We start from the raw sequence: 23,450 nt of genomic DNA, 5'->3' as shown, positions 1-23,450 counted from the left end.
GGGAAATGAAACAACGATGAATGTTACTTCACCAAATCGGACGTATCGATTCTTTCAACTATTCTATGTACTAGCTTTCTTTGGGTTTGGATCCTTGTTCCCTCTACTTTCTGTTTACTTAGAAAATGAACAGGGATTGGATCATACCCAAATTGGGCTCATTGTAGCTACTATTCCTATTGTGACCATTTTTATTCAACCGATTTGGGGGATGATCAGTGACATTACAAGACGTCCTAGATTGCTCTTGTTCATAGCTGTCCTAATGGCTAGCGCAATGTCACTTCTTTATACACAAATGGATACTTTCTTAACCTTATTTTTAGGAATTGTAGCAATTGCACTGTTCCAATCAGCTGTCGTTCCTTTATCCGATAGTTTGTCTCTTCACTTTGTTCAACAATATGATAAGGAGTATGGCAATATACGCTTATGGGGAGCGGTTGGTTTTGCCGTTGCCGTCTTTATTGTAGGACGGGTTACAGATATTACTCAGGATTTAACTTGGGTGTTTTATGCGTTTAGCTTTGGTTTAGTACTATCTGCATTTGCTCTTAGTGCCTTTCCTAAGAAAGGTCAACATGTGGGCGTAAGTTTCAGGTCAGGGTTTAAAACGTTAGTAAAACAAAAGACGTTTCTTTTATTTTTATTATCTAACTTTTTAATATTTGGTCCAGTACTTGCTAATAATTACTACTTCGGAACGTTCATTCTTACTGTAGGTGGTACGTTGTCTGGTGTGGGAATTGCCTTTTTACTAGCTGCCGGAAGTGAAGCACCTTTCATGAACTTGTCCCAAAAAGTTATCAACAATATGGGGGTTATTCCTGTTATGATGCTTTGTGCTTTGGTTTCAGGAGCAAGGTGGCTATTTTATTTCTTCGAACCTTCGGCAATGTTAGTCTACAGTACTACAATCGTACAGGGAATATCCGTTGGTCTTTACATTCCCGCAGCCCTTTTGTTTGTTCGTCAAACGGCTCCAAAGGACGTACAAGCTACAGCTGTCGGCTTATATTCAGCTGTCGGAAATGGAATGGGAAACGCGTTCTTTACCTTTATAGGTGGGGTATTACTTGATCGGTGGAATGTATATGGGATGTATGGATTTTTTGCATTTATGACTATGATTGGGTTAATAATCATATTATTGGTCCGGGCTGAAGTTAATCAAACGGTTTATTCTGCACAAGCAGGAACGTAAGGGAGGAGATGGTTTATAATGTCAGAAGCTCATTATTTTATCGGCATTCCTTTATCACCGTCGTTGCAACAAAGACTAGGCGTAATACAGAATAAGGTTGCACCATATGTCTCTTATAAGAAATGGACACATTATCAAGATTTTCACGTTACTCTATCATTTCTAGGAAGTGTAGCCGAAAACAAAGTAGAAGAATTAAGAGATCGAATGAGGCATCTGAGCAACGTTCGATCTTCTTTCTCACTCCCTTTAAGAGGATTGGGGACGTTTGGTGAACACGATCAACCAAGAGTATTATGGGCAGGAGTAGAGAAAGTAGATGCTCTGGTCCAACTTTATACAGGTGTGAGCGAAGAGTGTGAGAAAGCGGGATACCCAAAAGAGAAAAGGTCGTATTCACCGCACATCACACTTGCCAAGAAATGGAAAGGGAATCAGCTGCTCTGTAAACCTTTAGATGATATAGTAGAGTTCGAAGAGACATACGTTGTAGATCACTTTACATTGTTTCGAATCCATCCAGGGAATACTCCCATGTATGAAGAAGTTGAGAAATTTATGTTAGAAGAGGAGGCTTAAGAGTTTATCGTGGCACAGTTAATTAAGCTTCAGGACTATGTATCAAGATATTCAGTGGATCCTTATCGCTATCCCGGACAATTCATACGCCTCAAACAAGGGAATTGGAAAAAGTTGAAGTCATTGTGGGATCGTAGGTTTGAATTAGAAGAAACGGAATATCACGAAGCCTTAAGTGCTTTCATTTACAAAGGCAGTGTCCCCACTAATGAGCAAGAAGTTAAACAATATTTCCTTGATGGGTTACTCCCATTCCAATTAAAGTGGGCATCTCGATCGTTAACAGAGATGTCTTTTATAGACAGGGGATATGAGGAAGATAAAACGCTCCGTTATTTTTTACAACGATTTCCTGACACATTCCTTCTCTTATATGAACCAATCTTTCTTATTAAAAAAGCGCCTATTGAAACAGACTCAATCATAATCCATCCCCAAGGTATTTATTGTGTGAAACTCATTGACGAGGCTGAGAGCACAACATTGATCCCTGGAGATGAACGTTCATGGTATAAAGAAGAAAGTAATGTCCGGACTCGTTTTCTGAGTCCCTTAATTTCACTGAAAAGAACGTCACGAATCGTGCAAAGTATCTTGAAAGCTCATAACATTGATTACCCTGTTAAACAACTAGTCCTATCTCCAGGAAACAAAATAGAGTTTAATCTAGAACCCTATCAAACGGAGTATGTGGGAGTAGATGAATACGAAGAATGGTTTGAACGAATGAGATCCTTTAAGTCACCGCTAAAGTACCATCAGATGAAAGTCATGGCGAAATTGCTCCACTATACACAATTTACTTCTGTCAAACGAACGGAATGGAACCAAGAAGACACATTTAAGGAAGAATAAATTCCTCAATAGGTTGCGGTGATGGTTTCCCGATGAAATAGCCTTGCCCAAGGTGGATCCCTGACTCTTCTAGCCATCTATATTCTTCCTTGGTTTCAATTCCTTCCGCTAGTAAGGTGATGGACAATTCATTAGCGGTTGTGATGACCGATTTCAAAAATGCTTGTTTGTTATAGTCCTCGTGACAATCTCTGATGTATCCTCGGTCAATCTTGACTACGTCTGGTTTTAATAGACTAAGGACTTCTAAAGTACTATAACCACTGCCTACATCATCTAATGCTACGTGCATGCCTGAAGCTTTGTAGGTCGAAAAAATATTATGTAAGTGATCAATGCTGTGAATTCTTTCAGTTTCGACAACTTCAAAGACAAGATCTCCCGGGTCAACGTTGTACTTTTTAACAATGTTAAAGGTATGGCTTAAACAATGTTCCGGAACATAGATTGTGGATGGAAGAAAATTAATAAAGCACTTTTGACCATCATTAAGGTGTGTAGCTTTAGCTTTTACTGCTTCTTCTCGAGCTTTCTGATCTAACATGGAGTGAAGCCCTGCCCGTTTGGCGAAAGAAAATAGATCTGCTGGAGAAACATTGCTCTCTGTTGATCGCAAGAGGGCTTCGTATCCATAAACCTCGCCTGTGTTCATGTGCACAATCGGTTGAAGGTAAGATGTAAAACGACCTTCTTCAATTATTGTTACAAGATCAGGGTGAGAGAGGCGTTCAAATAAGTGTTTAATCTGCATAGGAAAAGAATTGTTTCCCTGTATTTGAGATAAATGAACCCATTCTTGATGCATCTCGTGGTCCATCAAGGTTTGTAGACCTTGTAGTAATTCGTGATAAGAATTGAATTCATACATAAGGAAGCTTTCTTGCTGCTGGCTAATTGGTAGCTGAATAGAATGTTTCCAAGTTTGATGTTTGGTTTTTGTTCGCACGGTCATGTATCCACTAGAAGGCAGTGATACAGATGTTCCGCACCATTGGCAATCGATAGAGATGATCATCACTCCTTTATATACTAGTATAATAGAAACAGGACTATTTTCTGAAGTGATAAGGTTTGGAGAAGGGGAAGTTTTAATATGTACATTGTTATTGTGAACCCTTTTGCCGGAAGCGGCAAGGCTATGAAAGTGTTTGAACAGGTGCGACAATCTCCTGCCTATAAAAAGGTGGAATGTCGTGCTTTTATAACTCAACATGAAGGACATGCAGAAGCGCTGGCTCAACAAGTTGCAGAAATATATAAAGAAAGAATAATTTGTATGATTGCTATAGGAGGAGATGGCACAATTCATGAAGTCTTAAATGGACTTAAACATTACCCGTCTGTTCCTGTTGCTTTTATCCCTGGTGGATCTGGTAATGACTTTGGCAAGGCTACCCTTTTGAAGAAAGGTCCTATTGAACTATTTGAAGACATTGTAGGAAGCGAGGAGAACTATTCAGAATATCGTGTAGGAACCTATCAAACAGATTATCGTAAAACAAAGAACAAAAGACTTTTTGCGAATAGTATTGGATTTGGTTTTGATGGAGAGATTGTAAAGGTAGCAAATCATTCAATCCTAAAGAAGTGGTTAAATCATTACAATATTGGTTTTCTTATCTATTGTTTAGCTTTATTAAAAACGTTAGGATCCTTTCAACCGAAAGCAATAGAGTTAACAGTAGATGGGGAGAAGCGAACACTCGAAAATGTATGGATGGTCACAATAGGAATTCATGGGTACTACGGTGGTGGGATGAGGATATTACCAAATGCTCGCATGCAATCAAGCCAATTGGCGCTACTTGTTCTTCATGATATTTCTAAATGGAAAGTACTTGTCCTGTTTGTGAGCGTTTTTTGGGGAGGGCATGTCCGATTTAAAGAAGTAGAGGTTCTGACTGGCTCTACTATCTCTGTTAAGAGTGAAGAGAATTTGTCTTATCATGTGGACGGGGAGTCTGGTTCATGCCAAGCTTGTCATATCCAAAAGATGAATATACCCAGGCCCGTATACAGAGGAAAGAAATAACGGAATAAGACTTGAATTCGATAGTTAAAATGCGTTAATCTATTGATGTCGTGTCTTTAAAAACAACATGATAATATTGCATTACTAATAAGGCACGTACTGACTCTGTGCGATATTTATAACAATTATACATTCTTACGATGATAAAGAAAACAAACCTGAACAGATTTGAGGAATTGAAGGTGAATTGGTTGGAACAAATACTCGGTAATGATTGGACTATTACCCCAGCAGGCGGCTCCACAGGAGAAGCTTACTATGCACACCGTGAAGGAAAGCGCCTATTTCTTAAACGAAATTCCTCACCTTTTTTAGCTGTGCTGTCAGCGGAAGGAATCGTTCCTAAGCTTGTGTGGACGAAACGAATGGAAAATGGTGATGTAATTACCGCCCAACAGTGGTTAGAAGGAAGAGAGCTTAAGCCTGAAGAGATCAAGCACCCTCGAGTAGCCCAACTGTTAAGTAAAATTCATCATTCTTCCGAATTGTTAGATCTGCTTATGCGATTAGGGAAACAACCTTTAGATCCTATTGATTATTTAAATGATTTACGGAAGCAAGAGCAGTGTTCAAGTTTCATAAATACTCAAATAGAAATTCATCAAGCATTGCGTTATCTTGATAAGCAACTCCCCCATGTTCAAAATCAAAAGAAAGTGGTATGTCATAGTGACATGAACCACAATAACTGGCTTTTGACAGATGCAGATCAACTGTTTCTAATTGATTGGGACAATGCGATGGTAGCTGATCCTGCTATGGATTTGGGGATGATTTTACATTGGTACATCCCTGAAGAGGAATGGGATGTTTGGCTAGACACTTACGGTATTGAGTTGGATGAACCCTTATTGGTTCGTATGCATTGGTACATTGTAGCCCAAACCGTTTCATTTATTCAGTGGCATAATAGCAGACATGAAGAATCAGAAGCCGCTCGTTGGCTTGAGGACCTTAAGCGGCTTATGGTGAAGCTTGGGATTATTAATATTTAACATTTCCAATCGATGTTACCCATTCTTCTAATTGAGACTGGTTCGATGTAATATGACCCGTTAAGTCACCTGAATCTTCTCCTGCTTTTCCATAATCATAAATGGCCGGTAAAGAACGTAGGACATTTTCATCCTGTAATTCTTTTTTAGTTAGAATGGAGCGAACTAGCCTTTGAATTTGCTGGCACTCAGATACGCTGCCACAGCAGTCTTCTGAATGTTCACTTAGTAAATCATAAAGTACATTTACTTGATCTTTCACTGTTAATGGCATTCTGTCTATCCCCTTTCTACCCGTAGTTTTTACGGATTTAGAGGGAATATGTACACCATTATCAACATTTAAGTACTTAAGCGTCGTCGTATAGCGTAAAAAAAGAACTTTGGGGTATTCTATCCCAAAGTTCTTTTTTATTAGGCTATATTTATAATTACACATGTAAATGTAATTAATGTGTCTAAAGTTTGTTACGCATTAGGCGCATATTTTAGCTGGTTGGCTTTTACTTCTCTATTTGTTTTCTCATGAAGCTTTTCAAATGGATAAACAAAAACAGCGTAACCTACAAAGGATAGGCCTAGCATAAACAAAACGAATGCTTCTGTACATTTAGATAAGAGAGTTAACATGTAATCACTCCATTTCCCGTATTTGAACACTTTCTATATCATAAAACAGAAAGCGCTTCCAACCCAACAGCATTTTTCCCTTTTTAAGGATGAAATTTCAACTTATATAGTGATATAAGGTCTCAAGAAGTACTCAGAGTTAAAAAAGCGTTCTTTTCCTCAAAGATATACGGTATTGCTACGTATCGACAAAAACTTTCACTTTTCATTTGTTCGTGATAAGGTATACATTGATTATGGTAAGGAGGAAGGCAAGATGCGACTTCGGAACAAACCGTGGGCCGATGACTTCATGCATGAGAATAACCATGTTGTTGTAGAAGAGCCCTTTTCGAAAAAGGAAAATTGGAAAAACGAATTTACAGAGGATCAACCTCTTCATTTAGAAATTGGTTCAGGTAAAGGTGCATTTATATCTGGTATGGGCAAGCAACATCCTGAAATCAATTTTATAGGTATAGAGAGAGTTAAGAGTGTAATTGTAGGTGCACTTCGTAAAGTATTAAATGCAGAAGTATCCAATGTTCGTCTTCTTAATGTAGACGCAAGTGATCTGAGAGATTTGTTTGGGGATAATGAAGTAGACCAAATTTATTTAAACTTCTCTGACCCATGGCCTAAATCACGTCATGAGAAACGTCGCTTAACGTTCCATACCTTTTTGGAACAGTATGAAGCAGTATTAAAACCTAATGGTCAAATCGTTATGAAGACCGACAACCAACAACTCTTTGAATACTCTCTTATGAGCTTTTCGCAATATGGTTGTAAAATTGAAGAAGTTAACTTAGACCTTCATACGTTAGAAGATCCTTATAATGTCATGACGGAATATGAAGAGAAATTCTCAAATAAAGGACAACCTATTTATCGTTGTCGTGTCCGTTTTCCGGAAAAACTAACGGACTGATAACGTTTACATTTCGTGTTTCCTCTATGTTAAACTATTAAAGTAATGGGGGGGATGATATGGAAACGTTACAAGTTGGACGTGCAAAGTTGACCTGGTTAAATGGAGGCGTGACACACTTGGATGGCGGAGCGATGTTTGGAGTTGTTCCAAAACCTCTATGGAGCCAGAAGTATCCACACAATGAAAAAAACCAAATAGAACTTAGAACAGACCCTATTCTGCTAGAACTAGACGGTAAAAAGTTCTTAATTGATGCAGGTATTGGGAATGGTAAGATGACAGAGAAACAACTAAGGAATTTCGGTGTAGATGAGCAGTCTGCTGTAGAAGATTCCCTTAAAGAATTAGGTTACCATACAAGTGAAATAGATGGGGTCTTAATGACGCATCTTCATTTTGATCATGCGTGTGGATTAACCAAATGGAATGAAGATGAGTGGGTTCCTGCTTTCGAAAATGCTGTAATCTATACTTCTTCTGTTGAATGGGATGAGATGAGGTCTCCTAATATTCGTTCAAAGAATACATATTGGGAAGAGAATTGGAAGCCAATTGAGTCAAGAGTTCGGCCATTTAATGAATCTCTAGAGATAACAGAAGGGTTATACATGATTCACACTGGTGGACATAGTGGGGGTCATAGCGTCATAAAGTTTTCTGAAGAAGAAAATCTATTCATTCATATGGCTGACATCATGCCCACACATGCTCATCAAAACGTCCTATGGGTATTAGCTTATGATGACTATCCTGTTACATCTGTTCATCAGAAGGAAGATTGGATGAAGTATGGATATAAACGTAAAGCTTGGTATACGTTCTATCATGATGCGTACTATAGGGCTTTACAGTTTAATCCAAGTGGTGAGATCATAGACCAAGTAAAAAGGGATCGTTAGACATGAAAAAGGTATCTCCATATATGGAGATACCTTTTGTCTACAATCTAGGCTACAACGCTAACATCTAAAATAGTGCCTGTAACGGCATCCATATAGAATTCATATTGCTTTGTCTGGCCATCAAGAGAGCGTGAAACTCCCCCGCGATAAACTGTGTAAGGGAGATCGTCATTTGAGAATTCTTCGGTCTTCATGTGAATCCAAGAGCCGCTAATAGGACCCTGACGTTTAAAGGATTCCTTTGCGAGCTTAAGAGCCTTTTCAGGAGATAGCTGCTGTTTATCGCTAATCTGTTTCCAAGCCACAACACCGACTACTGTACCGATACCTAAAGCTAACAATGAACGTTTCAATTTCATACCTAACACCTCTCTACTAACGATTTATACTTAATAGTATAGACGAAAATGAGCAAAATAGAAAATAATAGGGTTAGATAGGTGGAAACAATTCAGAACATTCGTTAAAATAATGAAGAGATCAAGTGATAAAAAATTGGAGATGAATACATATGAATCAAGAAACGCAGGATTTATTCAAGACTTTAACTGAGCTACAGGGAGCTCCGGGGAATGAACATGCTGTCCGTTCTTTTATGAAAGGGGAACTTGAGAAATACTCAGATGAGATCATTCAAGATCGCTTAGGTGGCGTGTTCGGAGTGAAAAATGGTGAAGGGCCAAAAGTTATGGTTGCAGGCCACATGGACGAAGTCGGCTTTATGGTGTCTCAAATCACTCCAAACGGAATGATTCGCTTTCAAACACTAGGCGGCTGGTGGAGCCAGGTGCTATTAGCACAACGAGTTCAGATTATGACTGAGAACGGTCCAATTACAGGGGTGATTGGTTCTATTCCTCCTCATAACCTTACTCCTGAACAACGTAAGAAACCGATGGAAATTAAGAACATGATGATCGACATCGGAGCAGACGATGCTGATGATGCTAAACACATTGGCATTAAACCAGGGCAACAAATTGTGCCAATTTGCCCGTTCACTCCAATGGCGAACGAGAAGAAAATTTTAGCTAAAGCTTGGGATAATCGATATGGCTGTGGGCTTGCTGTGGAGCTTATGAAGGAACTTCAAGGTGAAAAGCTTCCAAATCAATTGTATTCTGGAGCTACGGTACAAGAAGAAGTAGGGTTGCGTGGTGCGCAAGTAGCTGCTAACATGATTCAACCAGATATTTTCTATGCTCTTGATGCCTCTCCAGCAAATGATATGTCTGGAGATAAGAAAGAGTTCGGTCAGCTAGGAAAAGGAGCATTGCTTCGTATCTTTGATAGAACGATGGTAACGCATCGAGGCATCCGTGATTTTATTCTTGATACAGCTGAATCCAATGATATTCCATATCAATACTTTATATCACAGGGTGGCACAGATGCAGGTCGCGTTCATACTTCGAATGAAGGGGTTCCTTCCGCTGTTGTTGGTATTTGCTCACGCTATATTCACACTTCCGCTTCAATGATCCACGTGGATGATTATGCAGCTGCCAAGGAACTGATTACGAAGCTAGTACGAACAACTGATCAAAATACTCTTGAACAAATTAAACAAAACGGGTAACATGTTCAAAGGTTGTTCTCTTATAACAAATAGAACAACCTTTGATTCGTTAATATGTAGGTTTTTGATCCAAGAAAGGATGTAACGATGAAAATAATCGTTGGCTCTACCAACCCTGCAAAACTTGAAGCTGTGCAACAAATCTTTGGTAATGATCAAGTGGAAGGGATTGAAGTTTCCTCCAAGGTTTCTTCTCAACCTTTTTGTGACGAAGAGACACTTGAAGGAGCGATTAATCGTGCTAGAGAATGCGCCAAAACAGAAAAAGGTGTTGTAGGAATCGGTCTTGAAGGTGGCGTGATGGAGTTAGAGAATGACTTGTACCTATGCAACTGGGGAGCGCTAGTGGACTCTGAGGAGAATACGTTTGTTGCAGGCGGTGCACGAATCCCTCTACCCGATTCAATTGCAAATGAGTTAAACAAAGGAAAAGAACTTGGCGAAGTAATAGATGATTATGCTAAGGGCGAGAACGTTCGTCACAATGAAGGCGCAATCGGTGTGTTCACAAACGAACTTGTGAATCGATCCGGTATGTTTGCTCACATTGTTCAACTATTAAGAGGTCAATATGAGTTTTATTATAGTAAAAAGGGCGATGAATAATCGCCCTTTTTTGTGTGGTATTGAATATACGAAACTGAGATAATGTTTCCATTAGCGTTATTTAGAGTAAGGTGGTTCGGGAAATCACTCGCTTTCCGCGGCGAGCTGGGGAGCCTCCTCAATCGCTACGCGCTTTCCGCGGTCTCCCCTAGGCTCCTACTGCCGCAGGAGTCTCGCAATTTCCCGAACCACCTTTGCCGTATATTGAGGGAACGTAAGCATGCTACATAAGGAGGGCGTATTGTTGATGCCTCACCATGCTCGAGCTGAGGGGACGTTATACAACTTCTGATAAGGGGTGTCTGGGGAACGGGGAGACTCCTGCAGGAGAAAGAGGTCGACGAGACCCCGGAGCGAACGTAGTGAGTGAGGAGGCTCGACAGCTCGCCTGCGGAAAGCGAGTCGTTCCCCAGACACCCCAACCACTTAACAAACGTAACGGCCCCATACACACAAATGTCTCAGCTTCATGCCCTACTTGTAAAGGTTCGGGTCTATTCGAAAATGTACTCGATTACTTCTAAGGCTTGGTCGATGGTTTCGACGGTTACGTTGGCTTTGTTTGATAGTTCTTTGAGTGGATGGTGTAGGAATTCAGGGCGAATGAGTATAGTAGGAATATCTTGATTGATTGCTGTAGCTGCGTCCATTGCCGTATTCCACTGTTTATACTTATCTCCAAAAAGCGCGATAACAAGGTCGGATTTATTTAATAAAATTTTGGTCCTTAAATTGTTAATACTTGAGGCGGTGTCATCACGATAAATGTTATCTGGTTGTTCACCTAGTATATCTTCTCCTATAGAATCAGACCGGTCATGGTTCGTTTGAGGACTTACAAACTGCACGGGTAAACCTTTTTCCTCGGCTTTCTTTTCTAGGTCTTTTCTCCAATCATCGTGAATCTGACCTGCTAAATACACGGTTAGTTTCATTAAAATTTTCCCCTTTCTTTACTCTATATAGTTCATCCTAAAGTGTAGCACAAACGCTTTCATATAACAGATTGCAAGTTTCAAATCTTTACTTGTCAAATTTGTATTCCATAGTATGATATGTATAGGAACGGTTACTGAAGGAAGTATCGAGACTATTCAAGGAGAGAGTGTGTGTGAAAGCTTTCAACCCTAAATGGCTATTAATGTTTTTAATTGGGATAGCTGTTGTTATTCTGCTAGGTTTGTTTGTTGGAGGTTTCTTTAAGTCAGAAGAAGCTGTCATTCAAGAAGCGAAACAAGCTGCTGAATCTTCAATAAATGAAGATGACTTGTCGTTAAATACGGAGCTTGAGAACGTATCCATGTATTTGCCTGATTCTATGGAAGTAGTATCTAATTCTCCTAACAATATCCTCTTAGAATCTGATGAGAAACAGTTTATTCTTTTTTACAACCCTTTTGAAAAGAAAACGAGTAAAACGTTCTATCAGTCGGCAAAAGAAGACCGAAATATTCTTGTTGTCGAAGCATTTGAGAGTGATGAAGTATTTGGTTACATGAAAGTTTCATCCATTGATGATGACACGTATGAATTACAAGTTGGAGCAGGCGGCGTCAAGATGACGACCGAAACGGACTTAAATGCAATGGAAGAAGACGCCGGAAAAATGATGAAGGTTGTTCACTCCATTGTTCTATCAACATCAAACTAACGAAGTATGAAAAGGCTGACCAAGCATATTTGGTCAGCTTTTTTTAACGCGGTCTATAATAAGCATATTATGCGGTTTGGTCCAGTCTATACGTTGCTAAACGTGTACTTCCGCTTTTGTTTTCATGCTGAGAGAATGTTTCCGTTTGCTTTAATGGAGTGTAAGATGGGCCTAGAAACCACTCGCTTTCCTGTGGGGAGCTGGCGAGCCTCCTCAACCGGCAAAGCCGGCCTGCGGGGTCTCACCTAGAATTTAAAGTGCAGGCGTGGTGCCTAGGACCGTACGGATAAGACAGCTTTTTGGAAAAGGCGACTAGCCTTTGTAAAAAAGATGACTTATCTCGCTAGGTCCTCCACTCCGGAACTGGATAGGCTCCTAATCCCGAGGGAGTCTCGCAGTCCCCAAGCCTGCCCTGACGCTAATGAGGTGAACGGACCCACTTATTATAGTTGCTCTTAACCCCCCTCCCCCCAAAAATATGGTGTGTTTCCGTCTCTTCCCATTTGGAAAAGGCGGGCATGGAAATTGCGAGACTCCTGCGGGAGAAAGAGGTAGACGAGACCCCGCAGGGTGGTTTTCCCGAGGAGGCTCGACAGCTCGCCCGCGGAAAGCGAGTGATTTCCTGGCCCGCCTTACGCTCCATTAAGGCTGACGGAAACGACTCCTCACAAGCTATCTCAACTTCAAGTTGACTATATAAGAGGTCTTATATGGAATGAGTAAAAAATGAACAGAGCCTTGTTTTTAGTTGTTTTGGATTTGGTAATTCGGTAAGATGTAATCGATTGATACTATTGAGAGGCTGATGTGGAGTGAATAAGCTCAAAGCATTTTTGCACAAGAAAGGGGTAAGCCTTTCTTGGAAAGAGTATGTTATTACCGCCCTTAGTTATATGGCACTTGGTTTGTTCTCATCTTTAATTATAGGACTTATTATTAAAACAATTGGTGAACAAGTTGCGCTTCCGGGTTCTGCTATGCTTGTGGAGATGGGGACGTTTGCTATGGATACAAAAGTATGGGGTGGGGCGATTGGCGTTGCGATTGCTTATGGGCTGAAAGCACCGCCCCTTGTTATATTCACGGCTCTATTTAGCGGTGCATTTGGGGCAAGCCTTGGTGGGCCAGCAGGAGCCTATGTGGCTACTCTGTTGTCTGTTGAAGCTGGAAAGTTGATCAATAAAACAACACGTTTAGATATCATTTTAACGCCTCTTGTGACGATTTTTGTAGGGTACGGAGTTGCTTCTGTTATAGGGCCTCCCGTAAACACGTTTATGGTTAGCTTCGGTGAAGTTATTCAGTGGTCAACAGATCAGCGACCCTTTATTATGGGGATGATCGTCGCCATTTTGATGGGATGGGCGTTGACGGCACCTATTTCAAGCCTTGCAATAGCTCTTATGTTAGACATTAGTGGAATTGCAGCCGGAGCTGCGACAGTAGGATGTGCGGCGCAGATGATTGGATTTGCAACGATGAGTTATAGAGAAAACGGGATGGGCGGTTGGTTAGCTCAAGGAATTGGAACGTCTATGCTTCAAGTCGGGAATGTTTTGAAGAAGCCGATTCTTATACTTCCTCCTACCATTGCAGGGGCCATTTTGGCGCCTGTTGCTACAGTGTGGCTACAATTAGAAAACAATGCACCTGGAGCAGGTATGGGGACTAGTGGCTTCGTAGGGCAAATCATGACCTTTCAAGTATATGGGTTTTCTTTTGAAATACTAATTCAAATCTTGTTGTTGCATATTGTTGGTCCAGCCCTGATCACTTTGTTATTATCAGAGTGGTTTAGAAAAAAAGGTTGGATCCAATATGGCGATCTAACTATTGAGTATGAATAAGGAGTCGATTAGAATGAAGCAATTAGAGTCAATTGAACAATATAAAGAGATTATCCAAGGAGATCAACAAACCATACTGCTGTTCTCTGCAACTTGGTGCCCGGATTGTCGTGTTATTGAGCCGTTCCTTCCAGAGTTAGAAGAAACGTATACAAATGTTCAGTTCTATTATGTAGACCGAGATGAATTTATTGATCTATGTGCAGATCTATCTGTATTTGGTATCCCAAGCTTTGTGGCGTTCAAAAATGGGGAAGAAACAGGTAGATTTGTAAGTAAGGATCGTAAGACTCGTGATGAAATTGAATCATTTATTCAAGAGTTAGCTTAATAAATGGATACGGGGCTGTTCTGAAATCCTTTCAGGACAGCTCTTTCTTTCCAACAGAGCAGATTAGATGGGTTAGGGTAGAAACTTTTTTCCCTCTCGAATTCATGCTAAAATAACAAACGTATATGTTTCCTTCATCATATAAAGGAGGAAGAATAATGAAGATGACGAGCATTAAGATGAAGAAGTTGTTAGAGTCTAGGTTACAAAATCCAGAATGGAAGACTCATTTCAACCGTGATAAAGATACATTCCGTGTAGAATGGGCAGATACGAAACAAGGGATAGAGATTTCATTACCAGGCATTATTTCTAAATATGAGCAAAAGAAAGAAAAAGCTCTTGATGAACTAGAAGAACACATTCATGAAGCATTACGCATTATGAATGAGAAACAGCAGTTAGCTGGCAAAGAAAAGAGTATTTATCCTGTGGTCCGAGCTGCTTCTTTCCCGACAGAATCCAATGAAGGACAAAAGCTTGTTACGGATGAACATACTGCGGAGACGCGTATTTATTATGCCTTGGATCTTGGGAAGTCGTATCGCTTAATCGATCATGCTATGTTACAAGAAGAGGGATTAGATCAAGAAAGAATTAGAGAAATTGCGCGCTTTAACCTTCGTTCTTTAGAAACAGGTATGAAACAAGATGAAGTCGCAGGTAACACATTTTATTTCTTATCTTCTAATGATGGCTATGATGCGTCACGTATTCTAAATGAAGCTTTATTAGAGCAAATGAAAGCTCAGAGTGTGGGTGAACTAGCTGTAGCTGTCCCTCATGGGGATGTGTGTATCTTCGCAGACATTCAGAATGCATCTGGTTATGATATTTTAGCTCAGATGAATATGAAGTTTTTTGCAGAAGGCCGTGTACCGATTACGTCGTTGCCATTCCTTTATGAAGATAAAAACCTAGAACCGATCTTCGTTTTAGCTCAAAATAAACCGAAATCAGATTAAATGGAATAGAAAGGGAGTCAAGTGAATGCAAGTATTTTATAACCGAGATGGAATTGGGGATGTATTAATTATCCCTGTAGCACAAGGAGATCGCAATGAGGTGAAGCAAGAGCGCTTTGGTGATGTTGTGAAGATAACTGATCAGTCAAATGGAAAACTATTAGGGTACAATATCTTTAACGCTTCTTCCTACTTGAATATTAACGAAAAAGGAGCCATTCAACTAACGGATGATTGGCTTACAGAGATTCATGGTATCTTCCAGAAGAATGAACTAGCTGAAGAGTTAAACGTAGATCTTTCTCCAAAATTTGTAGTTGGATATGTGAAAGAGAAAGATCAACATGAAAATGCTGATAAACTAAGCGTTTGCCAAGTAGACTTAGGGGACGAAACGGTTCAGATCGTGTGCGGAGCTCCTAACGTAGATGTTGGTCAAAAAGTAGTTGTAGCAAAAGTAGGCGCTGTGATGCCAGGTGGCATGGAAATTAAGGATGCTGAACTTCGTGGTGTTCCATCGAGCGGTATGATTTGCTCTGCAAAAGAACTTGGTCTTCCTGATGCACCTACAGAAAAAGGAATTCTTGTCCTTGAGGATTCGTATGAAGTAGGACAACCTTTCAGCTTAGCGTAATGCTGAAATGAATAGAAAGACAAACAAAGCGACCAGAGACGATTCTCTGGTCGTTTTGTTCATTTGTTACGAATGGTAATTGGATAGGCTGTTCATCTGCATCTGAAAAAAATGGTTCCTTATGAAAAGCAATCCATTCCTCCCCCTTGAAAGAGACTAGGGATACGAATAGTGTATGGATTTGTGCGTCTAAAGTAAGATTTTTAGAATCGGGCATTATGGCGCACTCAAATAGACAAAAAACTGTTAAAATAGGATTAATTCTAAAATTGAAAGAAAGAGTGAGGTTTCATGTGGAATAGAATGAAAAATTGGTTGCAGCAAATGCGACAAGAAGAGCAATCTCCAGAAGATCAACAGCCCCCATTTCCGCAAGAGGATGAAGCGACACATCAGAGACAACAAGGTCAACAAAGTCAGCAGCACTTTCAAACAAAGATGGTGTATCAGTACCCGAAACAAGGTAACTTTCGCTTCCCTATGATTCCTGATAGTCAACAGAAACGAGAGCCACGTCAACGTAACACGAATTCTAAAAATGAACAGTCTAATCATACTCAAAGTCAACGATCCAATTATGATTCATATAAATATTCTTCAAATAAACAAAATAATGAATGGAGCAAAAAGGATACATACCAACCATCCTCCTTCGAACAAGGATCTCCATTCACACCAAGCAACGTTCCTTCTCCTATCTATGGGTATGGTAAAAGGGAAGGGCACTTCAGTGAGACGGTTTTAGATGACCTGCCATCTATCATGAAGAAAGCAGATGAGGACGACCGACTCTATGAATCTACTTTAGCGAAAGTATTGCCAGAAACACATCCTTCTACGTCTATGACCCCTTCTATGCAAGAAGAGGAGGAAGAGGTGGCATTAGTTTCAAAAGACCAGGAAGTTGAAGAAGTAGAAGAGCCAGAAAAGGATAATGTTATTGGCCTATTCGATCACGAGGAACTAAATGAGAGTTCCCATGAAGAGGAGTATTTTTCAAATCAAGAAGACGAAGACGAAGAAGATGTACCACCGACTATTGTTATGTATGGGTCTCGTGATACGGAACCAAACTCTTCGGATGAAGAGATCGTTGCAGACGAACCATTAGTAGAAAATGAAGAACCAGTGAAAGATGAGACCGCAAGCGATCCAGAAAAAAGTTATCTTCCTCCCTCCATGATAGAAATGGATGAAACCTATGAGGGAGAAGGAATTTCTGTAGTGGATGAAGAGTTTACTTACCAGGACGAGCAGGTGACTGAGGAAGCGGTGAATGGTTTTGAAATAGGTGAGACGCCTAGCAGCGCTGAAGAAAAAGAAGACAATGAAAGAACTCCCGAGAATACTGCCTATTCGGAAGAGCCTGAACCGACAGTTGACGAGCAATTAGAAAGTAGCTTCGATCTTGAAGAGCTTGATACAGTTGACGAAACGTTTGCAATGGATGAAGTTGAGGGTTCCTTGAATGAAACACAGACGTTTGAGGACGAGTCAACAGATAAGCCAGAAGGTGAAGAAAACCATGCATTGGAAACAAATGAAGAACAACTGGTGAATGAAAGCTCCAATAACGATGAAGCGGAGAATGTAGCTTCTGAACAAAGCTTTGAGGAAGAAGTGTTGCACCAAATACAAACATCATCTTCTGAAGAAGTAAATTCTACTGTAACAAAAGAACAATCCTCGGATTATAAAGATGAGAGTGGGGAAGAAGAGGCTGAAGCGACACAGGTGACTGACAAAGAAAAGGTAGAAGCCAAAGAAGCAGAATCAGAGCGTCCCAAACGTAGAAGTCGTCCTTTCAATGTCATTATGACACCGCGTGATAAAAGACATCGTGATCAACAAAAGGCTGTAACACCGACCCAACCTAAACAAGTCGAAGAGCCTTCTAAAGAAGAGGTAGTTGAAGAAAAGGAGGAGCTACAAGAGAAAGTTCCTACTAAATCAACCATCCCTCCTTATCACTTATTAAACGATCCACCAAAACGTATGGAAAGTGAGGATGAATGGATTGAAGAGCAAATGCAATTGCTTGAAACAACGCTTCATAATTTCCATGTGAAGGCTAAAGTCGTTAATGCGATGAAGGGTCCTGCGGTAACGCGATTTGAAGTACAGCCTGAGCCCGGTGTGAAGGTGAGTAAGATAACAAACCTTTCTGATGACATTAAAATGAGCTTAGCTGCAAAGGATATAAGAATGGAAGCTCCAATCCCTGGTAAAAATGCAATTGGAATTGAAGTTCCGAATCAGAAGTCAGAAGCGGTTGGGCTTCAGGAAATCCTTGAAAGTGAAGCTTTTCAAGGGGAGTCTTCACCTCTTTCGGTTGGATTAGGACTTGATATTGAGGGATCACCAATTGTGACAGACTTAAAGAAAATGCCCCACGGGTTAATAGCAGGTGCAACGGGTTCTGGTAAGAGTGTATGTATCAACACAATATTGCTCAGTCTGTTATATAAAGCAAGTCATGAAGATGTAAAGTTTCTGTTAATCGATCCAAAGATGGTAGAATTAGCTCCATATAATGAATTGCCACACTTAGTAGCACCTGTTATTACAGATGTGAAAGCAGCAACATCTGCTTTGAAATGGGCAGTTAAAGAAATGGAGCAACGATATGAACGCTTTGTGGAGGAAGGGGTTCGCGATATTGATCGCTATAATGATAAGATAAAGGCTAAAGGTAGACTAGATGACAAAATGCCTTATCTTGTTATAGTTATTGATGAGCTTGCCGATTTAATGATGATGTCTCCACAAGATGTAGAAGATGCTATTTGCCGAATCGCCCAAAAAGCAAGAGCTTGTGGAATTCACTTATTATTAGCTACCCAAAGACCGTCAGTGGATGTTATCACAGGACTTATTAAAGCAAACATTCCAACTCGTGTTGCATTTAGCGTATCCTCTCAGGTCGACTCAAGAACGATTGTTGATTCAGCAGGGGCTGAAAAACTATTAGGTCGAGGAGATATGCTATTCTTAGAAAATGGGGCAGGGAAAACAAAACGTATTCAAGGCGCATTTGTATCAGATGAGGAAATTGAGCGGGTTACTAATCATGTCAAAAAGATTGCTTCTCCAAACTATTTATTTGAACAAGAAGAGCTGATGCAACAGCCTAACTTTGAAGAAGCTGAAGATGATTTGTTTGAAGAAGCGGTTCAGTTTGTTATTGATCAAAATGGCGCAAGTGCTTCTCTCCTGCAAAGACGTTTCAAAGTAGGTTATAATCGTGCTGCACGCCTAATTGATACGATGGAGGAGAAAGGCATCATCTCTGAATCTAAAGGTAGTAAACCTCGTGACGTTTATATGGATCATGCTGGATTTGAAGAGTTACGACGCGAGCATGAATAATTTCCCATTAACATATAAAACTTGTCGAAATCCAAGGAATTTTATACTATAAGAAGATGGATGATTTACGAGGAGAATGACCATAAGAGGGGTTACAAAGTTATGAAAGAAATTGAAAAAAAGATGAACGGCGAGATTAAGCGCCTCACGAATCAAACATTTAAGTTTGATGAACGTATTCGAGAGGGTTGGTTCTCGGCTGTTTACTTTTTAAAAACACGTGATATTGTTGAAAGCACACTTCCAGACAACTATATCACTATGCAGTTTTTCCAAAAAGATGACGCAGTACTATGTGGTACAGACGAAGCCATTGCGCTAATCCATACATTTGCTGACCACCCGGAAGAGTTAGAGATTCATTCATTGAAGGATGGCGACCGTGTGAAGCCTTTTGAAACAGTCTTAACCATTACTGGTCCATATCAGTATTTTGGGTATCTAGAAGGCATTATTGACGGAATTCTTTCTCGCCGAACTTCAGTATCCACGAACGTATATAACGTGGTAAAGGCTGCACGCGCCTCAGGCAAACAAAAGCCTGTTATATTTATGGGGGATCGTGATGACCACTACACCCAACAGGCAGGAGATGGCTACGCAGCCTATATTGGTGGCTCAACGGCCCAGGCGACTCATGCCATGAACGAATGGTGGGGGAAAGAAGGCATGGGAACTATGCCTCACGCCTTAATCCAAATGTTCCAAGGAGACATTGTAGCAGCAGCTAAAGCGTATCATAAGCAATTCCCTAATGATGAGCTTACAGCACTCGTGGATTACAACAACGATGTCATTACAGATTCGCTTAAAGTCGCAAGGGAGTTTGGAGACGAACTAAAAGGTGTGCGAGTAGATACATCCCGAGCTCTTGTCGATAAGTATTTCCTGAGAAATCAACACCTGATGGGTACATTTGATCCAAGAGGCGTAAATCCTGAGTTAATCTTTGCCCTTCGTAAGGCATTAGATGCAGAAGGGTTCCAGCATGTGAAAATTGTAGTAAGTGGTGGTTTCACAGAAGAGCGCATTCGTGATTTCGAGAAGCTTAAAGTTCCTGTAGATATTTATGGAGTAGGCAGTAGCTTATTGAAAATGAATACATCGTTCACAGGGGATAATGTTATGATCAATGGCAAGCCTGAAGCGAAAGACGGAAGACGCTATCGTCCTAATCCACGCTTAGAAAAAGTGGAATACTACAATCCTGAAGACTGACACTTTGTTGTCAGTCTTTTTCTTTGAATTTCTGTGTTCCATATAAGGCTCCTTGTATGGAACACAGAAACTGAGACACTTTTGTGTAGACAGGGCCGTTACGTTTGATGAGTGCTTGGGGTGTCTGGGGAACGGCTCGCCGCGGAAAGCGAGTAATTTCCTGAATCATCTTACGCTCCAATAACGCATACGGAAACATCCTCTCAACTTCAAGTCTTAAAGTTTATTTCCCTGTTTAGGTTTGTGGGGGCTTAAAGGTGGGAAAATAGGAGAGCGGTTCATTTGTGCGTAGAGAAAAACTTGGAAACGTTATGGGGGTTACTAACGGTTTTTGTCGAATTGATTCACGTCTACACACTGTTTTGTTATAATGGATAAGGACGTAAAAGTTAAAGTAAATAAGGCGCAAGTTGAGCTTGAATACATATACTATGAAACAGAAATGACTGTATAATTGTGGAGGTTCTATCTATATGACAACTTACCATTTTGTTGGTATTAAAGGTACCGGGATGAGTGCACTAGCACAAATCCTTCATGATGCTGGAGAGAGTGTACAAGGTTCTGATATTGAGAAGCGTTTTTTCACACAAGAAGTTCTTGAAGAGAAAAACATTCCAATTCTTCCTTTTTCAAAAGAAAATATTAAAGACAACTTAACGGTCATTGCCGGAAATGCATTTGGGGATGATCATGAGGAAATCAAGGCAGCGGAAGAATTAGGTTTGCCTTTATTCCGATACCATGAATTTTTAGGAGAATGGCTACAGAATTACACTAGTATTGCTGTAACGGGTGCACATGGCAAGACCTCGACTACAGGTTTGCTTGCTCACGTACTAAGCAATATTAAGCCTACGTCGTTCTTAATTGGTGACGGAACAGGGGTAGGGCACGAAGATGGGGAGTACTTTGTATTCGAAGCTTGTGAATACCGTAGACACTTCTTAGCTTACGAGCCGGATTATGCCATTATGACAAATATTGACTTTGATCATCCGGATTATTTTACAAGCCTTGAAGATGTGGTTGATGCTTTTCAGGAAATGGCTTATAAAGTGAAAAAGGGCATTATCGCATGTGGAGATGATGATCAGTTACAAGAAATCCAGGCCAAAGTACCTGTAGTTTACTATGGCTTAGATGATAGTAATGACTTTCAGGCATCTAACATTTCAGAAGATGAGAATGGTACAACATTTGACGTTTTTGTTCGGAACACGTATTACAACACGTATACGATCCCTGGATATGGAAATCATCACGTATTAAATGCGTTATCAGTTATTGCGCTATGCCAATATGAAGGAATTCCTTCTGATGATATTAAGCATATTTCTGATTTTAAAGGTGTTAAGCGTCGTTTCACAGAGAAGAAGCACAATGATCAAGTAGTTATTGATGATTACGCTCATCACCCACGTGAGATCTTAGCAACGATTGAATCAGCTAAGAAGAAATACCCGAAGAAGGACGTTGTCGCGATTTTCCAACCTCACACGTACACGAGGACGCGAATGTTCCTGCAAGAGTTTGCCGATAGCTTAAAAGAAGCTGATTTCGTGTACCTTTGCGATATCTTTGGATCTGCTCGCGAAGAGTCAGGTAATTTATCGATCAATGACCTTCAGGAGAAGATTGAAGCTTCACGACTACTGGAATTAGATGAAACAGCTGTCCTAAAAGAGCATGGGGATAGTGTGCTGATCTTTATGGGCGCTGGGGATATTCAGAAGTTCCAAGAGGCTTATGAGAAGGAATAATGTATACCATATAATTGCTCCTTACCTAATATAAGTGAGCGGTTTGTTACTAATAGTAAAGCGCGTAGGATGAGATCCTACGCGCTTTTTCGTGATATAATCATGAATTTATATAGTTTAGAATGAAGGTCAACTAACTACTCCTTTAAGTTCTCAGGATTCAAAGCCTCTAAATCAGGTACAACAAAGCGGCCATCTTTACGGATTAGAACATCATCAAAATAGATCTCCCCGCCACCATATTCAGGGCGCTGGATCATAACCATGTCCCAGTGAATGGCTGAGTCGTTACCGTTTGGTGCTTCGTCGTAGCACTGTCCTGGAGTGAAGTGGAAGCTGCCGTCTATTTTCTCGTCAAAGAGGATATCTTTCATTGGGTGGAGAATATAAGGATTCACACCTATTGCGAATTCTCCAATATAGCGAGCGCCTTCGTCTGTATTAAAGATTTCGTTGATTCGTTCTGTATCATTTGCTGTTGCTTCAATAATCTTTCCGTCTTTGAACGTAAGGAAGACATCTTCGAAAGTGAAACCATTGTAAGGAGAAGGCGTGTTATAGTGAAGGGTCCCGTTAACGGAATCTTTCACTGGAGCTGTGTATACTTCTCCATCTGGTAGGTTTAAGTGACCAGCACATTTAACATTTGGTATGCCTTTAATAGAGAACTTTAAGTCTGTTTCTGGTCCTGTAATTCGTACCTTGTCTGTTTCCTCCATACGTTTTACTAGTGAGTCCATAGCCTGGTCCATCTTTTTATAATCAAGCGTACAGACATTGAAGTAAAAGTCTTCAAATTGCTCTGTGCTCATGTTTGCTAGTTGAGCCATAGAAGCGTTAGGGTAACGGAGCACACACCACTTCGTCTTTGGAACGCGAATTTCTCTATGTACTTTCTGTCCAACAGTTTGGTTGTAGATCTTCATATTATCAGCAGGTACATCGGACAGCTCAGAGATGTTCTCACCAGAACGAATGGCTACATATGCATCCATTTGGCTCATGAAAGAAGCCTCTTGTTCTGCTTGTAAGTTGAGCTGTTCTTCAGACGCATTCTTTAATAAAGAACGCTGCACTTTTGGGTCTTTCACATTCACGAAGGGTTGACCTTCTGCTTTATATACCTCTTCAATTAGAGCGGAAACCAACTCTTGTTGAAGCCCTGTATTTTCTATAAGTACTTTTTCATCTTTTTGTAAATCGATAGAGTAGTGAATAATTTGTTGTGCAAGTTGTTGCAGTCTTGGATCGCGCATAACAATTCCTCCTTTTCTATTTATAATGATACAGAAATTTCTAGCTAAAAAAAAGAAATGAGTTGCAGGAGTTTCTGCAAAAAAAGAGAATACTATAAAATAATCCCAATCTGGAATTCGA

The 23,450-nt window shown here is 40.3% G+C and carries 24 protein-coding genes; 17 read left to right on the top strand and 7 right to left on the bottom strand.

The features are described from left to right. Positions 1-16 precede the first annotated feature (16 nt). From ACYX4O_RS15820 to ACYX4O_RS15810, 3 genes are read left to right on the top strand one after another with little or no spacing between them, the layout of a single operon-like run. The gene (locus tag ACYX4O_RS15820; protein WP_476352102.1) at positions 17-1,204 is read left to right on the top strand and encodes an MFS transporter; all 1,188 of its coding nucleotides are present in this window, start codon (positions 17-19) and stop codon (positions 1,202-1,204) included. An 18-nt stretch (positions 1,205-1,222) separates the two neighbouring features. Beyond that, the gene (thpR, locus tag ACYX4O_RS15815; protein ID WP_476352100.1) at positions 1,223-1,783 is read left to right on the top strand and encodes an RNA 2',3'-cyclic phosphodiesterase; all 561 of its coding nucleotides are present in this window, start codon (positions 1,223-1,225) and stop codon (positions 1,781-1,783) included. Positions 1,784-1,792: 9 nt separating this feature from the next. Continuing rightward, positions 1,793-2,638: a nuclease-related domain-containing protein gene (locus tag ACYX4O_RS15810; RefSeq protein ID WP_476352098.1), complete on the top strand. Its 846-nt coding sequence runs from the start codon at positions 1,793-1,795 to the stop codon at positions 2,636-2,638. Here the strand turns inward: ACYX4O_RS15810 and ACYX4O_RS15805 are convergent. Next, a complete protein-coding gene (locus ACYX4O_RS15805; RefSeq protein ID WP_476352096.1) occupies positions 2,625-3,653 on the bottom strand; it encodes an EAL domain-containing protein in 1,029 nt (342 codons plus the stop codon). The two genes, ACYX4O_RS15810 and ACYX4O_RS15805, sit on opposite strands and share 14 nt — an antisense overlap. A 78-nt stretch (positions 3,654-3,731) precedes the next feature. On the opposite strand from ACYX4O_RS15805, the gene ACYX4O_RS15800 reads away from it, so the two are divergent. Beyond that, positions 3,732-4,670, top strand: a complete 939-nt coding sequence (locus ACYX4O_RS15800; protein WP_476352094.1) for a diacylglycerol/lipid kinase family protein — start codon at positions 3,732-3,734, stop codon at positions 4,668-4,670. A 191-nt stretch (positions 4,671-4,861) separates the two neighbouring features. Continuing rightward, positions 4,862-5,665: a phosphotransferase gene (locus tag ACYX4O_RS15795; protein ID WP_476357169.1), complete on the top strand. Its 804-nt coding sequence runs from the start codon at positions 4,862-4,864 to the stop codon at positions 5,663-5,665. Here ACYX4O_RS15795 and ACYX4O_RS15790 read toward each other — a convergent pair. Together ACYX4O_RS15790 and ACYX4O_RS15785 are read right to left on the bottom strand one after the other, a co-directional pair. Continuing rightward, positions 5,655-5,939, bottom strand: a complete 285-nt coding sequence (locus tag ACYX4O_RS15790; protein WP_188654515.1) for a YtzH-like family protein — start codon at positions 5,937-5,939, stop codon at positions 5,655-5,657. The genes ACYX4O_RS15795 and ACYX4O_RS15790 overlap by 11 nt on opposite strands. Positions 5,940-6,133: 194 nt before the next feature. Beyond that, positions 6,134-6,295: a hypothetical protein gene (locus ACYX4O_RS15785; protein ID WP_476352092.1), complete on the bottom strand. Its 162-nt coding sequence runs from the start codon at positions 6,293-6,295 to the stop codon at positions 6,134-6,136. Between the two features lie 256 nt (positions 6,296-6,551). Here ACYX4O_RS15785 and trmB point away from each other — a divergent pair, with 256 nt between their 5' ends. Next, positions 6,552-7,205 carry a tRNA (guanosine(46)-N7)-methyltransferase TrmB gene (gene trmB, locus ACYX4O_RS15780; protein WP_476352090.1) on the top strand — a complete coding sequence of 218 codons (654 nt, stop codon included), beginning with the start codon at positions 6,552-6,554 and terminating at the stop codon, positions 7,203-7,205. Between the two features lie 59 nt (positions 7,206-7,264). Next, positions 7,265-8,107, top strand: coding sequence for a YtnP family quorum-quenching lactonase (locus tag ACYX4O_RS15775; RefSeq protein ID WP_476352088.1), 843 nt, complete (start codon positions 7,265-7,267; stop codon positions 8,105-8,107). A gap of 47 nt (positions 8,108-8,154) precedes the next feature. Here the strand turns inward: ACYX4O_RS15775 and ACYX4O_RS15770 are convergent, their stop codons facing one another. After that, positions 8,155-8,469, bottom strand: coding sequence for a PepSY domain-containing protein (locus ACYX4O_RS15770; RefSeq protein ID WP_476352086.1), 315 nt, complete (start codon positions 8,467-8,469; stop codon positions 8,155-8,157). 152 nt (positions 8,470-8,621) lie between these two features. On the opposite strand from ACYX4O_RS15770, the gene ACYX4O_RS15765 reads away from it, so the two are divergent. After that, on the top strand, positions 8,622-9,689 hold the full coding sequence (locus tag ACYX4O_RS15765) for a M42 family metallopeptidase (RefSeq protein ID WP_476352084.1): 1,068 nt from the start codon (positions 8,622-8,624) through the stop codon (positions 9,687-9,689). 87 nt (positions 9,690-9,776) lie between these two features. Then, on the top strand, positions 9,777-10,295 hold the full coding sequence (locus ACYX4O_RS15760) for a DUF84 family protein (protein ID WP_476352082.1): 519 nt from the start codon (positions 9,777-9,779) through the stop codon (positions 10,293-10,295). A gap of 494 nt (positions 10,296-10,789) precedes the next feature. On the opposite strand, the gene ACYX4O_RS15755 is transcribed toward ACYX4O_RS15760, so the two are convergent. Further along, entirely contained in the window at positions 10,790-11,230 is a 441-nt protein-coding gene (locus tag ACYX4O_RS15755; protein WP_476352080.1) for a YtoQ family protein, read from the bottom strand. 176 nt (positions 11,231-11,406) lie between these two features. On the opposite strand from ACYX4O_RS15755, the gene ACYX4O_RS15750 reads away from it, so the two are divergent. From ACYX4O_RS15750 to ytpR, 5 genes are all read left to right on the top strand, one after another. Beyond that, complete coding sequence (locus tag ACYX4O_RS15750) at positions 11,407-11,946, top strand: hypothetical protein (protein WP_476352078.1); 540 nt, start codon at positions 11,407-11,409, stop codon at positions 11,944-11,946. Positions 11,947-12,758: 812 nt separating this feature from the next. Beyond that, positions 12,759-13,793: a PTS sugar transporter subunit IIC gene (locus tag ACYX4O_RS15745; RefSeq protein ID WP_476352076.1), complete on the top strand. Its 1,035-nt coding sequence runs from the start codon at positions 12,759-12,761 to the stop codon at positions 13,791-13,793. 13 nt (positions 13,794-13,806) lie between these two features. Next, the gene (locus ACYX4O_RS15740) at positions 13,807-14,124 is read left to right on the top strand and encodes a thioredoxin family protein (RefSeq protein WP_476352074.1); all 318 of its coding nucleotides are present in this window, start codon (positions 13,807-13,809) and stop codon (positions 14,122-14,124) included. Positions 14,125-14,282: 158 nt separating this feature from the next. Next, positions 14,283-15,089: a DUF1444 domain-containing protein gene (locus ACYX4O_RS15735; protein ID WP_476352072.1), complete on the top strand. Its 807-nt coding sequence runs from the start codon at positions 14,283-14,285 to the stop codon at positions 15,087-15,089. 25 nt (positions 15,090-15,114) lie between these two features. Continuing rightward, complete coding sequence (gene ytpR, locus ACYX4O_RS15730) at positions 15,115-15,723, top strand: YtpR family tRNA-binding protein (RefSeq protein ID WP_476352070.1); 609 nt, start codon at positions 15,115-15,117, stop codon at positions 15,721-15,723. Here ytpR and ACYX4O_RS15725 read toward each other — a convergent pair. Further along, positions 15,710-15,940, bottom strand: a complete 231-nt coding sequence (locus tag ACYX4O_RS15725; protein ID WP_476352068.1) for a hypothetical protein — start codon at positions 15,938-15,940, stop codon at positions 15,710-15,712. The genes ytpR and ACYX4O_RS15725 overlap by 14 nt on opposite strands. An 86-nt stretch (positions 15,941-16,026) precedes the next feature. Here ACYX4O_RS15725 and ACYX4O_RS15720 point away from each other — a divergent pair, with 86 nt between their 5' ends. From ACYX4O_RS15720 to murC, 3 genes are all read left to right on the top strand, one after another. After that, complete coding sequence (locus tag ACYX4O_RS15720; protein WP_476352066.1) at positions 16,027-19,092, top strand: DNA translocase FtsK; 3,066 nt, start codon at positions 16,027-16,029, stop codon at positions 19,090-19,092. 102 nt (positions 19,093-19,194) lie between these two features. Beyond that, the gene (locus tag ACYX4O_RS15715) at positions 19,195-20,310 is read left to right on the top strand and encodes a nicotinate phosphoribosyltransferase (protein WP_345243400.1); all 1,116 of its coding nucleotides are present in this window, start codon (positions 19,195-19,197) and stop codon (positions 20,308-20,310) included. A gap of 473 nt (positions 20,311-20,783) precedes the next feature. Next, a complete protein-coding gene (gene murC / locus ACYX4O_RS15710) occupies positions 20,784-22,073 on the top strand; it encodes a UDP-N-acetylmuramate--L-alanine ligase (RefSeq protein WP_476352064.1) in 1,290 nt (429 codons plus the stop codon). Between the two features lie 137 nt (positions 22,074-22,210). On the opposite strand, the gene ACYX4O_RS15705 is transcribed toward murC, so the two are convergent. Continuing rightward, positions 22,211-23,329 (bottom strand): aminopeptidase, encoded by a 1,119-nt coding sequence (locus ACYX4O_RS15705; RefSeq protein ID WP_476352062.1) that lies wholly within the window; start codon positions 23,327-23,329, stop codon positions 22,211-22,213. Positions 23,330-23,450: the final 121 nt, after the last annotated feature.

This window comes from Pontibacillus sp. ABV4_188 (genome assembly GCF_056311905.1).
Note: the sequence above shows the minus strand (reverse complement) of the source record. Positions and strands in the feature narration are given on the sequence as shown.

What these genes read in the sequence shown, in the direction of transcription:
- ACYX4O_RS15725 (WP_476352068.1), bottom strand. Translation starts at nt 15,940, where the DNA reads ATGCCCGATTCTAAAAATCTTACTTTAGACGCACAAATCCATACACTA.
- ACYX4O_RS15765 (WP_476352084.1), top strand. Translation starts at nt 8,622, where the DNA reads ATGAATCAAGAAACGCAGGATTTATTCAAGACTTTAACTGAGCTACAG.
- ACYX4O_RS15705 (WP_476352062.1), bottom strand. Translation starts at nt 23,329, where the DNA reads ATGCGCGATCCAAGACTGCAACAACTTGCACAACAAATTATTCACTAC.
- murC (WP_476352064.1), top strand. Translation starts at nt 20,784, where the DNA reads ATGACAACTTACCATTTTGTTGGTATTAAAGGTACCGGGATGAGTGCA.
- ACYX4O_RS15740 (WP_476352074.1), top strand. Translation starts at nt 13,807, where the DNA reads ATGAAGCAATTAGAGTCAATTGAACAATATAAAGAGATTATCCAAGGA.
- ytpR (WP_476352070.1), top strand. Translation starts at nt 15,115, where the DNA reads ATGCAAGTATTTTATAACCGAGATGGAATTGGGGATGTATTAATTATC.
- ACYX4O_RS15790 (WP_188654515.1), bottom strand. Translation starts at nt 5,939, where the DNA reads ATGCCATTAACAGTGAAAGATCAAGTAAATGTACTTTATGATTTACTA.
- ACYX4O_RS15735 (WP_476352072.1), top strand. Translation starts at nt 14,283, where the DNA reads ATGAAGATGACGAGCATTAAGATGAAGAAGTTGTTAGAGTCTAGGTTA.
- trmB (WP_476352090.1), top strand. Translation starts at nt 6,552, where the DNA reads ATGCGACTTCGGAACAAACCGTGGGCCGATGACTTCATGCATGAGAAT.
- thpR (WP_476352100.1), top strand. Translation starts at nt 1,223, where the DNA reads ATGTCAGAAGCTCATTATTTTATCGGCATTCCTTTATCACCGTCGTTG.
- ACYX4O_RS15760 (WP_476352082.1), top strand. Translation starts at nt 9,777, where the DNA reads ATGAAAATAATCGTTGGCTCTACCAACCCTGCAAAACTTGAAGCTGTG.
- ACYX4O_RS15800 (WP_476352094.1), top strand. Translation starts at nt 3,732, where the DNA reads ATGTACATTGTTATTGTGAACCCTTTTGCCGGAAGCGGCAAGGCTATG.
- ACYX4O_RS15820 (WP_476352102.1), top strand. Translation starts at nt 17, where the DNA reads ATGAATGTTACTTCACCAAATCGGACGTATCGATTCTTTCAACTATTC.
- ACYX4O_RS15805 (WP_476352096.1), bottom strand. Translation starts at nt 3,653, where the DNA reads ATGATCATCTCTATCGATTGCCAATGGTGCGGAACATCTGTATCACTG.
- ACYX4O_RS15715 (WP_345243400.1), top strand. Translation starts at nt 19,195, where the DNA reads ATGAAAGAAATTGAAAAAAAGATGAACGGCGAGATTAAGCGCCTCACG.
- ACYX4O_RS15785 (WP_476352092.1), bottom strand. Translation starts at nt 6,295, where the DNA reads ATGTTAACTCTCTTATCTAAATGTACAGAAGCATTCGTTTTGTTTATG.
- ACYX4O_RS15770 (WP_476352086.1), bottom strand. Translation starts at nt 8,469, where the DNA reads ATGAAATTGAAACGTTCATTGTTAGCTTTAGGTATCGGTACAGTAGTC.
- ACYX4O_RS15720 (WP_476352066.1), top strand. Translation starts at nt 16,027, where the DNA reads ATGAAAAATTGGTTGCAGCAAATGCGACAAGAAGAGCAATCTCCAGAA.
- ACYX4O_RS15755 (WP_476352080.1), bottom strand. Translation starts at nt 11,230, where the DNA reads ATGAAACTAACCGTGTATTTAGCAGGTCAGATTCACGATGATTGGAGA.
- ACYX4O_RS15775 (WP_476352088.1), top strand. Translation starts at nt 7,265, where the DNA reads ATGGAAACGTTACAAGTTGGACGTGCAAAGTTGACCTGGTTAAATGGA.